Annotated in this window: 10 protein-coding genes; 5 read left to right on the forward strand and 5 right to left on the reverse strand. The window is 72.7% G+C overall.

Annotated elements, in window-relative coordinates:
- The first annotated feature begins 55 nt into the window (after positions 1-55).
- Both AC067N_RS08820 and AC067N_RS08825 read left to right on the forward strand, forming a co-directional pair.
- The gene (locus tag AC067N_RS08820) at positions 56-1384 is read left to right on the forward strand and encodes a nicotinate phosphoribosyltransferase (protein ID WP_478678174.1); all 1329 of its coding nucleotides are present in this window, start codon (positions 56-58) and stop codon (positions 1382-1384) included.
- Positions 1385-1697: 313 nt separating this feature from the next.
- Positions 1698-2285, forward strand: a complete 588-nt coding sequence (locus AC067N_RS08825; RefSeq protein WP_055541411.1) for an isochorismatase family protein — start codon at positions 1698-1700, stop codon at positions 2283-2285.
- 210 nt (positions 2286-2495) lie between these two features.
- Here the strand turns inward: AC067N_RS08825 and AC067N_RS08830 are convergent, their stop codons facing one another.
- Complete coding sequence (locus AC067N_RS08830) at positions 2496-2795, reverse strand: hypothetical protein (RefSeq protein WP_478678307.1); 300 nt, start codon at positions 2793-2795, stop codon at positions 2496-2498.
- Between the two features lie 309 nt (positions 2796-3104).
- Positions 3105-5468 carry an immune inhibitor A domain-containing protein gene (locus tag AC067N_RS08835; RefSeq protein ID WP_478678175.1) on the reverse strand — a complete coding sequence of 788 codons (2364 nt, stop codon included), beginning with the start codon at positions 5466-5468 and terminating at the stop codon, positions 3105-3107.
- A gap of 452 nt (positions 5469-5920) precedes the next feature.
- Here AC067N_RS08835 and AC067N_RS08840 point away from each other — a divergent pair, with 452 nt between their 5' ends.
- The gene (locus AC067N_RS08840; protein ID WP_478678176.1) at positions 5921-6226 is read left to right on the forward strand and encodes a hypothetical protein; all 306 of its coding nucleotides are present in this window, start codon (positions 5921-5923) and stop codon (positions 6224-6226) included.
- A 91-nt stretch (positions 6227-6317) separates the two neighbouring features.
- Here AC067N_RS08840 and AC067N_RS08845 read toward each other — a convergent pair whose 3' ends face one another.
- A complete protein-coding gene (locus AC067N_RS08845; protein ID WP_478678177.1) occupies positions 6318-6977 on the reverse strand; it encodes an RDD family protein in 660 nt (219 codons plus the stop codon).
- Positions 6978-7142: 165 nt separating this feature from the next.
- Positions 7143-8780, reverse strand: a complete 1638-nt coding sequence (locus AC067N_RS08850) for an RDD family protein (RefSeq protein WP_478678178.1) — start codon at positions 8778-8780, stop codon at positions 7143-7145.
- A 335-nt stretch (positions 8781-9115) separates the two neighbouring features.
- Here AC067N_RS08850 and AC067N_RS08855 point away from each other — a divergent pair, with 335 nt between their 5' ends.
- Positions 9116-9529 (forward strand): SsgA family sporulation/cell division regulator, encoded by a 414-nt coding sequence (locus AC067N_RS08855; RefSeq protein ID WP_478678179.1) that lies wholly within the window; start codon positions 9116-9118, stop codon positions 9527-9529.
- Positions 9530-9539: 10 nt separating this feature from the next.
- Here AC067N_RS08855 and AC067N_RS08860 read toward each other — a convergent pair whose 3' ends face one another.
- Positions 9540-10946 (reverse strand): FAD-binding oxidoreductase, encoded by a 1407-nt coding sequence (locus tag AC067N_RS08860; protein WP_478678308.1) that lies wholly within the window; start codon positions 10944-10946, stop codon positions 9540-9542.
- Between the two features lie 91 nt (positions 10947-11037).
- Here AC067N_RS08860 and AC067N_RS08865 point away from each other — a divergent pair, with 91 nt between their 5' ends.
- The gene (locus AC067N_RS08865; protein WP_478678180.1) at positions 11038-12585 is read left to right on the forward strand and encodes a tetratricopeptide repeat protein; all 1548 of its coding nucleotides are present in this window, start codon (positions 11038-11040) and stop codon (positions 12583-12585) included.
- Positions 12586-12778 lie beyond the last annotated feature (193 nt).

The following is a 12778-nucleotide window of genomic DNA, read 5'->3' on the forward strand; positions in this document are numbered from 1 at the left end:
TCAGAAATCGGACCGGAAATCGTCAGATTGACGAGATGGGGGTACGATCCCTGCCATGAACACAGCGGACCTTGGTTTGCCGGTGGATGTCCCCTCGACCGCGCTCTTCACGGACCACTACGAACTCACGATGCTCCAGGCCGCCCTGAAGGCGGGGACGGCCGAGCGGCGGTCGGTGTTCGAGGTCTTCACGCGGCGGCTGCCGGAGGGGCGGCGGTACGGCGTGGTGGCGGGCACCGGCCGGGTGCTGGACGCGGTGGAGAACTTCCGCTTCGACCCCGGCGTCCTCGGCTTCCTGCGCGAGCGCTCCGTCATCGACGCGGAGACCCTCGACTGGCTGGCCGGCTACCGCTTCGGCGGCGACGTCTGGGGCTACCGGGAGGGCGAGGTGTACTTCCCCGGCTCGCCGATCATGCGGGTCGAGGGCACCTTCGCGGAGTGCGTGCTCCTGGAGACCGTGATCCTGTCCATCCTCAACCACGACTCGGCGATCGCGGCCGCCGCGTCCCGGATGTCCAGCGCCGCCGGGGAGCGCCCGCTGATCGAGATGGGCGCCCGGCGCACCCACGAGCTGGCCGCGGTGGCCGCCTCGCGCGCCGCGTACGTCGGCGGTTTCACCTCCACCTCCGACCTGGCGGCGGGCTTCCGCTACGGCATCCCGACGGTCGGCACCTCCGCCCATGCCTTCACCCTGCTCCACGACCGGGAGCGGGACGCCTTCCAGGCCCAGGTGGACTCCCTCGGCCGGAACACCACGCTGCTGGTCGACACGTACGACGTCGCCGAGGCCGTACGGACGGCCGTGGAGATCGCCGGCCCCGAGCTCGGCGCGGTCCGCATCGACTCCGGTGACCTGCTGCTGGTGGCCCACCGGGTGCGTCAGCAGCTGGACGAGCTGGGGGCGACCGACACCCGGATCATCGTGACCTCCGACCTCGACGAGTACGCGATCGCCTCGCTCGCGGCGGCCCCCGTGGACGCGTACGGGGTGGGCACCCAGCTGGTGACCGGCTCCGGGCACCCGACCGCCTCGATGGTCTACAAGCTGGTGGCCCGGGCGGAGTCCGCCGACCCCACGGCCCCGCTGGTGCCGGTGGCGAAGAAGTCCAGCGGCGGCAAGACGTCCGTCGGGGGCCGCAAGTGGGCGGCCCGGCGCATGGACGAGCAGGGGGTCGCCGAGGCCGAGGTCGTCGGCACCGGGCCGGTCCCGCCGGAGCTGGAGGAGCACCAGCTCCTGGTCCCGCTGATCAGGGACGGCCGTGTCCTCGCCCGCGAGCCCCTCGACGTCGTACGGGACCGCCACACGGCCGCCCGCGCGAGGCTGCCGCTGTCCGCGACCCAGCTGTCGCGCGGGGAGCCGGTGCTCCCGACGGAGTACGCCTGAGGGGGCGGACGGGACAGGCCGGGGGCCGTCGGACGAGTGGAGCGGGTCCGTGCGGGTGCGGGCGCACGCCCGGAGCGGGCGGGTGCGGGGGCGCCCGAAGATGCCCTGGTGTGAGCCGGTCAGCGCCGCTTGTTCGGTCCGTGCCCCGGCCCGCGCTTCGGCCGAGCGCGGGATGCCCCCTCCCGAACACCTCCGGAAGTCTCTAGGCTCGGAAGTTCGTGGACCAGCAGACCGGCCGGGCCCGCACGCTCCCCGCGTCAGGAAACCCACCCCATACCGACCCAGCGTCGAAGAGTCGAAGGACACCGACACCATGCGCCGCGCCTTGATCGTCGTTGACGTGCAGAACGACTTCTGCGAGGGGGGCAGCCTCGCGGTGGCCGGCGGTGCCGATGTGGCCGCCGCCATCACCGAGCTGATCGGCCAGGCGGCCGGCCCCGGCTACCGGCATGTGGTGGCCACCCGCGACCACCACATCGCCCCCGGCGGCCACTTCGCCGACAACCCCGACTACGTCCACTCCTGGCCGGCGCACTGCGTCGCCGGCACCGAGGGCGTCGGCTTCCACCCGAACTTCGCCCCCGCGATCGCCTCCGGCGCGGTCGACGCCGTCTTCGACAAGGGCGCGTACGCCGCCGCGTACAGCGGTTTCGAGGGCGCCGACGAGAACGGCGTCTCCCTGGCCGACTGGCTGCGCGCCCGCGACATCGACGAGGTCGACGTGGTCGGCATCGCCACCGACCACTGCGTACGGGCCACCGCGCTGGACGCCGCGAGAGCGGGCTTCCGCACCCAGGTCCTGCTGGACCTGACCGCGGGCGTCGCCGAGGAGACGACCGAGCGGGCACTGGAGGAGCTGCGCGAGGCGGGCGTGGAGCTCACGGGCAAGCCGGTGGTGTGAGCCGCGCGCGCCGTCACGCGGGTGGTGTGGACCGCCCGGTACAGCGCACCGCCGGCGTGGACCGCACGATGCCCCCGCACCGCCGGCGTGGACCGCACGATGCCCCCGCACCGCCGGCGTGGACCGCACGATGCCCCCGCACCGCCGGCGTGGACCGCACGGTGCCCGCGCGCCGGTGGTGTGAGCCGCGTGATCCCCGCGCCCGGAGGCTCAGGCGTGTGCCCGGGGCCTCCTCAGAAGCGCTCGGATAGGGTGCCAGAGCTCCGGGGTCGTGGACGTGGGGCAGACGGCCGACGTGCGCCATATGAGCCCGTCGGGGTGGTGCAGCACCGCCGTGATCTCGTCCGGAGTAGGAGGCGCCGCGTTGCCGCGGAGGTAGATCGCGCGCAGCCCCAGGTTGCGCAGCCGGGTGAGGGCACGGGCCCGGTTCGCGGCCAGCACCAGCACCCGCACCGAGCCGTCGTCCGCCGCAGAGCCCCCGGTCCGCGCCTCGGCCGAGCCGCCCGCCAGGGCGGCCGGGGAGCCCGGGGACAGGGCGCCGGCGCGCCCCGCGTCCGAGGGCCGCGCGACCCCCGCGGACGTCGCCGTCAGCGTGGTCGGAGCGGCCGGGACGGACTCCCGGGGGGCCGGTGCCGGCAGGTTCAGGGCGACGACGACATTGCCGTCCGGCAGCTTGCAGAAACCTCCTGCGGCCATGCAGGTCACTCCCCCGTGCGCGTCGGTGTCAATAAGAGGGCCACAGCACGCACCTAAACACGTCCGGCCGCGACCCGCCAAGGGGGTCGCGGCCGGACATGGTCTGACCTGCGGAAATGCTGGTTACTTCACCGCGGGGCCGACCAGGAGCGAGATCGTGGAGCCGTCCTTGGCCTCCTTGACGATCTTGATCTTGGTGTTGGTGTCAGTGATCTTGACACCGCCCGTCGGGTTCGTCTCGTCGTAGTAGTTGTTGGTGTGGTCGTTGAACGTCGACACACCCTTCGACGACGGGATCTTGGTGAGCACGTCGGCCTTGTGCAGCTTGAGGCCGTCGGTGCGGTACAGGCTGAACGGCGAGTCGTACGCCTGGATCCGGTTGCGCATCAGCGTCCCGTCGGCCCACTTGAGCGCCTTCGGGTGGGAGTCGATCGGGAGGAGCAGACCGACACCCGGGTGGGTGCTGGTGTTGTTGTCCGCCTGCGAGGTGTCCCACTTCCAGATCAGCAGACCGTTCTGGTACGGGTAGTGCTCCACCCAGTCCGGACGCGTGGTCGAGAAGCCGAAGTTGTACGGGCCGACCTTGAGGGTCTTGTCGTACGAGACGTACTGGCGGTTCTCCGCGATGTAGTACTGGGCGTAGTCGTCCGTGATGGACGCGCCGATACGGGAGAAGCCCTTCGCGGCCCAGGCCGCGTCCGTGCTCTCCGCGTTGTCGGTGAACAGGGCGCCGCCGTCGGCGACCACGGAGATGCGGTCCGCCGCGAAGCCCTTGGGGGCCACGCCGCCGTCCGTCTGGTAGCGGAAGCGCAGGTCGAACTTCTTGCCCGCGTAGGCGTCCAGCGAGTACGAGAGCTTCTTGTACGTGCCGGAGGAACCGGTCAGCGCGGGCTTGCCGCTGGCGTCCTTCGGGATCGCCGCACCGTCCACCGTGCCGTCGACCGCGGTCCAGTTGGCGCCGCCGTCCGTCGACACCTCGGTGTAGAGGTAGTCGTACTCGGCCTCGATGTCGAACCAGCCGTCGAGGGTGAGCGCGGCCGACGACTTGCCCGTGAGGTCCACGGAACGGGTCAGGGTGTTGGAGAGGTTGTCACCGCTGCCGCTCCACCACTGACCGGCACCCTCGGCGGGCTCGACGATCTCGGTGGTGACCTTCTTCTGGGGCAGCTCGACCACGAGGGCCTGCTTGTCCCAGGTGTTGTACGCGGCGAGGCCCAGCTTGTGCGTGGACTGCTTGCCGGCCTTGGCGGTGTCGAAGTTGAGCCAGCCCAGCTGCAGCTTGTCCCAGGCGGTCATGTCACCGGGCAGGTCACCGATCTCGTTCTTGCCGGTGCCGAGCCAGGAGCCGGACGACATCAGCGTCCAGAAACCGGTGGAGTTGTCGCCGTTGCCGGTGGTGTCGTAGTGGTCCGGCAGACCGAGGTCGTGGCCGTACTCGTGGGCGAAGACACCGAGGCCGCCGTTCTCCGGCTGGATGGTGTAGTCGCCGACCCAGATGCCCGTGTCACCGATCTTCGCGCCACCGAGCTTGTTGCCCTCGGGGCCGCTCACACCGGCGTCGGTGCCGAACGCGTACCAGCGGTGGGCCCAGATGGCGTCCGTGCCCTGCGCGCCGCCGCCGGCGGACTCGTCCTCACCGGCGTGCACGATCTGGAAGTGGTCGATGTAGCCGTCGGGCTCGTTGAAGTCGCCGTCGCCGTCGAAGTCGTAACGGTCCCACTTGTCGTACTTGGCGACCTCGGCCTTGATCTGCGCGTCGGTGCGCCCGGCCGCCTTCTGCTGGGCGACCCAGGAGGTCAGGCCGTCGCTGACGACGTTCCACACGCTGGTGCAGTTCGACTGGCCGCACTTGTTGTTGCCGTAGCGGGCCTCGTTGTAGGGGACCTTGACCCAGTCCGAGACCGTGCCGTCGATCGAGTAGCGGCCCGAGGACTGCTTCTCGTAGTACTTCTTCATCGACTCGGTCTTCTTGCCGGTGCCGAAGTACATGTCCTGGAAGTGCTTGCGGTTGTAGTCCGCCTTCCAAGCCGTGGAGTTGTCCTTCTTGCGGTTCGGCTTGGCGATCTTGTTGTGCAGCGGGCCGGGCGTGCCGCCGTAGCGGCTGTCGATCTGGTCGCCGAACTCGACGAGGATCGTGAAGATCTTGTCGGTCTTCTCGCGGCCGAGCTCGACGTACTTGCTCTGGCCCTTCTTGCTCTTGAGCTTCACGACCTTCGAGCCGTCACGGTTCTTGACCGTGGCGTCGCCGGATATGACCTGCTTGAGAGCTTCCTCGCGCTGGGCCTCCTGAGTCTTGCTCATGGGGCCTTCGAGGTCATGGTCGTGCTCGCCGTGCCCGGCGTGGTCCGCCGGGTCGTGGCGGTTCGCGGCGGCTGCCGACTTGCCGTCCCCGTCCTGCGCCATCGCGTAGGTCGAGAAGGTGGCCGCGGCCGTCGCCATGGCGACGCTGATCGCCGCCGCCCTGAACGTCCAGGGTCTACTGGTCACTTGAGGTCCTCCCCCGCGCCCGTCCGCGCGGAGGGGATGTCCTGGTCGTGGAGGAAGTCCGCGCGCGGTATACGCGTGTAGTCAAGTGACGACATTCGACTGGAGTTTCGAAAGAAAAAACAGATCTTGACTTGCACAGATCAAGGCGCTAACGCCGTCCAGGGGAAGCGCTTGTTCGTTATGCGGACGTTATGTGCCCCCGCCAACCGGCGCGCATATGCGTCCACTTCGTGGACCTCATGACTCGGTGCGCCCCCTGTGCCCCGCCCCCGTGGGTCAGGTCACGCTTACCCGTCGTTCCCCTCGGGCACCCTGGCGAATAGAGTCGATTGGCGGAGCGCCGGACGTCGGTGGAAGCCAAGCCGACAGCACTGCTTCACCTTTGATTCGTATCCGTAACCTCCCCTCAGCGCGAGAGGCACGGGGAGACCCCACCCGAGGACACGATTGCCATGCCTCGTCCGACGACCGCACAGCTCGCCTACGGCTCCTGCACCGTGATCCTGTCCACCCTCGCCATGCTGCTGCTGTCACAGACGAGTTCCGGCGTGGGGATCGCGGTGATCGCCGTCTCCTCCCTCGCTCTCGGTCTGCTCGTCTCCCTGACCGTGCCGCAGCCCGGGCCGGCCTCCGCGAGGGCCGTCACGGTCACCGCCGCGAACCGGGTCCAGGCGCCGGCTCCCGTCCCCGCCGTCGCGGCGGCCAAGCCGGTGCGGGAGCGGGAGCGGGAACAGGTGCACGAGCCGACGGCTTCCTGACCCCTCCCGGCGGCTCACCGAGACGCCGCGCGCCAACGTGACGGCGGGCCCGTGCTCCACGGACCCGCCGTTCTCGCCGTGCGGCGCCGCCTCACTCCGTGCTGACCACCACCGTCTTGGCCGCCTTGTCGTGCAGACCCTGCTTGTAGGGCTTGTCGAAGAAGCTCCAGCCGCCCGCGATCGCCGTCCAGACGCAGGCGCAGCAGAAGGCGAAGGGGATCCACAGCACCGCCGCGCGCAGCAGCGCGGTCTGCGTCGAGGGCGTGGAACCGTCGTTGAGGTTCGCCACCCTCAGCTTCATCAGCCGCTTGCCGAGGGTCTGGCCGTTCCTGACCGTGAGGAACGTGTCGTACGCGATGTAGAGGACCGCGGCGAGCGCCTCCTGGCCCAGTGACCTGCCGAACTCGATGTCGTCCGTGTCGACCGTGTACTGGCTGATCCTGAAGGCCCACGCCAGCAGGCCCACCACGATGCCCACGAGGATCATGTCGATGAGGCGCGCGAGCACCCGCTTGCCGCTGTCGGCGAGCGGCGGCATCCCCATGAGCGGGTCGTTGGGGAAGGCTCCGCCTCCGTAGGGGTCGCCCCCGAGGGGCCCGCCGCCGTAGGGCGGCGGCTCGTGCCCGTACGGAGACTGCCCGGGCGGGGTGCCGTACGGGGAGCCGCCGCCCTGCTCCGGCGGGGGCTGCTTTTTGAACGGGTCGTCGTCCGGGGACTGACCGGAGCCGAAGGGCGGCGGTTCGGTGCTCATGGCCCGAGTCGACCGCGAACCCCCCGGCTCCGCATCCGGCGCGGGGCCGTCCGGAGTAAGGCCGGGGAGTGTCCGCCAGACGCCGCGACGCCGTCCGAAGCACCGTCCGAAACGCCGTCCGAAACGCCGTCCGAAACGCCGTCCGAAACGCCGTCCGAAGTACGGCTACTCGGCGGCGACGAACGTGTGGGCCGCCTTGTCGTGCCAGCACTGGTGCCACGGCTTGTCGAACACACACCACAGGACGCCGATGACACCGATGCCGAGCAGGCCGGGGACGGTGTGGGCGAGCCACCGGCGCAGGGACCCGCCGAGTGACGGGGGTTCGTGGCCCTCGATGTCCCGGACGTCCAGGCCGAGCAGCTTCTTGCCCAGGGTGCGGCCCCACTTGGCGGTGGGCAGCACCTCGTAGAGGGCGCTGACGACGAACAGGACGCCCAGGATGATGCCCAGGTACACCGAGGTCGTGCCGTCGAGCAGCCAGACGGTGACCTTCTCGCCGGAGAGTCTGGCCGCGTCGATCTTCTCGTTGATGTGGTCGAGCGCCCTGGTGCCGAACGGGACGGCTGCCACGGCTGTGACGGAACCGACGACCGCGCTGTCCACGAGCCGCGCCACCAGCCGCCTGCCGAGCCCGGCGGGTCTGGCCTCCGCCTGCCGTCGGGCGGCCGCCTGGAACGGGTCCTCCACCACCGGCTTCCACGGCGCGACCGGCTGCCCGCTCTCCCCGCCGGCCAGCCGGTGCACCTGCTGGGCCCAGGAGGGCTGTCCGCCACCCGCCCCGACGGCCATGGGGGTTTCGGTCGACTGCCGGGAGGCGACGGGCTGCTGGGGCAGGCCCGCGGCGGGCTGTCCCGTCTGCGGGACCTGCGGCGTCTGGGCGAACGAGCCCCCGACCGCGGGTTGCGGCGGCTGCCGTGGCGGCGGCGCGGTCGGGCCGAAGGAGGCGGCCTCCCCCGGGGACGCGGCGGGCGTCCGCGGAGTGGGGGCGGCCTGCGGGCCCTGTTGTGGTCCGGAGGGCGGCGTGGGCGTGGTGGCGGGGGTCGGCGGTGCGGTCGTGGACGATGCCTGCGGGGCGAGCCCGAGCGCCTGCTGGGCGGCGACCTGGGCGCTGGTCAGCGGCGCGCCGAAGACACCGGGGGCCGGGCCGGCGCCCGGTCGGCCCGCGCCTTCCTGTTGGCCCGCGCCCGGGGAGTTCGTGCCGAACATCATGGCGCCGTCGGGCCGCGACGGCTCGGTGCCCCCGTCCGCGCCGGTGCCGGGGCGGCGGAAGACCACCGTGCCCTCGGGCACGCCGGTGTCGTCGTCCGCCGGCGGGATCGTCGTGGAGCCGTCCGTGCTCGCCGTGGGCCCGGACTCGCCCGTCTGGTCGCCCGCTTCGGCCGCGAGCGGGACCCGCGGGTCGGGGCCCTGGGCGATCGGGGTCGCGGGCTGGGGCGAGCCCCAGGAGACCCGGCGGTCCTTGTCGCCGCCGAAGCCGGTCTGCCGGGAGCGGTCGGCGCCCCACGCGGTGGCGGGCTCGGGGCGGTTGCCGTGCAGGGAGCCGGCGGACGGCCGGCCGGCGGACGCGCCCGGGTCGACGGGACCGGGGTCCTCGTCGAAGAAGTGCGGGCCCGTCTCCTCCACGGCGGCGGAGGGGCCGGGTGGCGGAGCGAGTGGTGCGCCGTCGCTGGGCGCCGGCCGGCTCGTACCCGGCACCCAGGCGGCGCCGTTCCAGTACCGGACATATCCAGGAATGGACGGGTCCGGGTAATACCCTTCGCGGGGCCTGTCGTCGCCGGGGGCCGGGGTTGGGGCGCTCATGTCCGTCGTCCCGTATCTGCTCGGGGGTTGATGAGGGGGCAACCACATCTATCAGACGGGGGCAAGTCGTATGACCCCTGCCGCCGGACCCGCCCCTTTCGAGCACGGATCTGCTACGGGCCGCCGGCTCCGCGCGGGCCGGACGCCGGTGGGCGGACGCCGGGGGGACCGACGCCCGGCCGGCCCGTGACCGGCGTGGGCGGGCGCCTGGTGACCCCCGTCGGCCCGGTCGCCGGAAGAAGTTCCGCGGAACCGCGTCATGAATCGGGGCCCGCTCTCCCCGCTCACTCGGCCGGGGCCGCATCCGGGGCCCGTCCCGGGGAGGAATGAGCACCATGAGGCACACCGTCGTGGAACGCGAGCTGGAGCTCCGGCTCGTCCTGTCGCCCGAACAGAGCATCCCCGTACCGGCCAAGCTGGGTTATCGCGACGACGACCCGTACGCCGTCCACATCACCTTCCACATCGACTCCGAGCGCCCGGTGCACTGGGCGTTCGCGCGGGAGCTGCTGGTGGAGGGGGTGTTCCGGCCGTGCGGGGGCGGGGACGTGCGGGTGTGGCCGACGAAGGCGGCGGGCCGCAGCGCCGTGCTGATGGCGCTCGGATCGCCGGACGGGGACGCACTGGTGGAGGCACCGGCCGCCGCCGTGTCGGCCTGGCTGGAGCGCACGCTGCGGATCGTGCCGCCGGGCTCGGAGTCCGGGATGCTGCGGATCGACGACGGGCTGGCCGAACTGCTCGCCCGTTGAGGCGGCTGTCTCAGAACAGCTTGCCGGGGTTGAGGATGTTCAGCGGGTCGAAGACGGCCTTCACCCCCCGCTGCATCTCCATGCCCACCGGGCCGATCTCCCGCGCCAGCCACTCCTTCTTCAGGATGCCCACGCCGTGCTCGCCGGTGATGGTGCCGCCGAGTTCCAGGCCGAGGGCCATGATCTCGTCGAAGGACTCGCGGGCGCGCCGGGACTCGTCGGGGTCCGTCGCGTCGAAGCAGACGGTGGGGTGCGTGTTGCCGTCGCCGGCGTGCGCGCAGACCCCGATGGTCAGGCCGTAGTTCTCGGCGATGCGCTCCACCCCGTCGAGCATCTCGCCGAGCCGGGAGCGCGGCACGCACACGTCGTCGATCATCGTGGTGCCCTTGACCGCCTCCAGCGCGGTGAGCGACATCCGCCGCGCCTGGAGCAGCAGTTCGGACTCCGCCGCGTCGTCCGCCGGTACGACCTGGGTGGCGCCCGCGGCCTCGCACAGCCCGGCCACCGCGGCGAGGTCGGCCGCCGGGTCGGGGGTGTCGAAGGCGGCCAGCAGCAGCGCCTCCGTGGTCTCCGGCAGGCCCATGTTGCCGAGGTCGTTGACGGCCTTCACCGTCGTCCTGTCCATCAGCTCGAGCAGGGAGGGGACGTGCCCGCCGGCCATGATCCGGCACACCGCGTCGCAGGCGGCCGCCGCCGACGCGAACTCCGCGGCGAGCACCAGTTGCCGGGGCGGTCGCGGCTTGAGGGCCAGGACCGCGCGGACGACGATGCCGAGCGAGCCCTCCGACCCGACGAAGAGCCGCGTGAGGTCGTACCCCGCGACGCCCTTGGCGGTGCGCCTGCCGGTCGACATCAGCCGCCCGTCGGCGAGCACGACGTCCAGGCCGAGGACGTACTCGGCGGTGACCCCGTACTTCACGCAGCACAGGCCGCCGGAGGCGGTGCCGATGTTGCCGCCGATGGTGCACATCTCCCAGCTGGAGGGGTCCGGCGGGTAGTACAGCCCGTGTTCGTCGACCGCGCGGGAGAGGGTGGCGTTGACGACGCCCGGCTCGACGACCGCGATCCGGTCCACGGGGTTGATCTCCAGGATCCGGTCCATCTTGGTGAGGGACAGCACGACGCAGCCCTCGGAGGCGTTGGCCCCGCCGGACAGGCCCGTGCGGGCGCCCTGCGGGACCACCGGGACGCGCAGCTCGGTGGCGGTGCGCATCACGTGCTGCACCTGCTCGACCGTCCGCGGCAGCACCACGACCGCCGGGGCACCGGCCTCGCAGAAGCTCGCCATGTCGTTCGCGTACGAGGCCGTGACGTCCGGGTCGGTGAGCACGGCCTCCGGCGGCAGGCCGCCGAGCAGTCGGTCGACGAGGTTGCCGGTCGCTTCGTCGCGCGGGGCTTCGATACGGCTCATGATCACAGGTTCGCACTCGCGGCCATCGGTGTGAAGGCCGTCGCCGCGAGCCGCCGGGTACGGGATGTGGTCGCCGCGCCGACGCACAGTGATCGGCATGAGCGGTGTACGGAACGAGGAGTCGGTGGTGCCGGAGGCGGCCCGGGGGCGGGGCGACGGGGCGGGCCGGGCGGCGTGGTGGCGGGTCGGCTACGCGCTCCGGCCGGCACGGTCGCGGGGCGAGGGGACCGTCCGGGTGACGCGGTGGCGTGGCCGGCGGGTGGTCGGGGCGGTCGTGGGGTGCTTCGTCCTCGGGGGCGGGCTGGTGGTCCTGGCGTCGGACGGGGGCGGCGACGGGACGGCCGGGCGGGACGGCGGAGGCGCGGGGCGAGGGGCGCGGATCGCGGGTGCGCCGGGGGCCGAGGCGCGCGCGGGGGCGCGGGGGCCGGTGGTGGCGGAGGTACGGGCCCGGGCGGGGGCCGGGATGCTGGCGGCCGGGGCGCCGGTCGGGGCGGAGGAACTGGCGGTGCTCGTCACCGACCGGGAGGAGCGGGTGGCGGCGCGGCCCCGGGACGGCGAGGCGTGGGCGGTGCTGGGGGCGGCGTATGTCGAGCGGGCCAGGCGGACGGGGCGTGTCACCGACTACCCGAGGGCCGAGCGGGCCCTGCGCGCCTCGCTGCGGCTGCGCCCACGCGGCAACGCCGACGCGCTCGACGGCATGGCCGCGCTCGCGAACGCCCGGCGCGACTTCCCGGCGGCGCGGCGGTGGGGCGAGCGGGCCGTGGCCCAGTCGCCGGGGCGCTGGACCTCGTACGCGCTGCTCCTCGACGCGTACGACGGGCTCGGCCGCCACAAGGCCGTGCGCGGCACCCTGGAGCGGCTCCTCGAAGCCGACTCGGGCCCGGCCGCCCAGGCGTGGGCCGCCCGCGTGTACTGGGACCAGGGCCGGCCCGAGGACGCGGCCGCCACGCTCGCCGACGCGGCGGCGGCCGCGGGGCCGCCGGCGCAGGAGGCCGCCTTGTGGGTGCGGGCCGGGGAGTTGGCCTGGGAGCGGGGCGAGCCGGGTGCGGCGTTGCGCTACTTCACGGCGGCGACCCGGGCCGACGCCGGCGCCGCCGACGCGCTCGCGGGGCGTGGGCGGGTGCTGGCGGCGGTGGGGAGGACGGCCGAGGGGGTGCGGGCGTACCGGGCGGCACTCACCCTGCGACCATCGGCCCGAGTGGCCCTGGAGTTGGGCGAGTTGTACGAGTCGCTGGGGCGGACCGGGCAGGCGGCGAGGCAGTACGCGGTGGTGCGGGAGCTGGTCCGGCGGTCCGCCTCCGCCGGGGTGAACGAGGCGCTCGTCCTCGGCGCGCTGGAGGCGGACCACGGCGATCCGCGGAAGGCGGTGCGCCTGCTGCGCGCGGAGTGGGCTCGGCAGCCGGGACTGCGGGTCGCCGACGCGTTGGGGTGGGCGCTGCACCGCGCGGGCGCGGACGAGGAGGCGCTGGAGTACGCGAGGCGGGCGACGGATCCTGCGCGGGGTGGTGCGGTGCGGTCGGCGGTGTACATGCGCCACCGGGCGGAGATCGAGCGGGCGCTGGGGTTGTCGGCGTCGGCCCGGCGGCACGGGGAGGAGGCGCGGCGGATCAATCCCCTTGTCGTGGTGGGGGGCCGGGCGCCTTAGAGCTCCGAACAAAAGTGGAGTCCGATCGGCTCGCGGCGTCTGGTGCGTGCGATCGCAAGGCGCCGGAAGCTCCTTGTAGCGGGGCTACCAGGGGCTTTCGGCAACGCGGCGAGCGTGCGTGCCAGGCGTCGCGAGCCGGGCTCCACTCTTGTTCGGAGCTCTTAGAGCTCGGGGGTGGGGGTTCGTCGGCGGG

It is taken from the genome of Streptomyces sp. NPDC042364 (genome assembly GCF_056437585.1).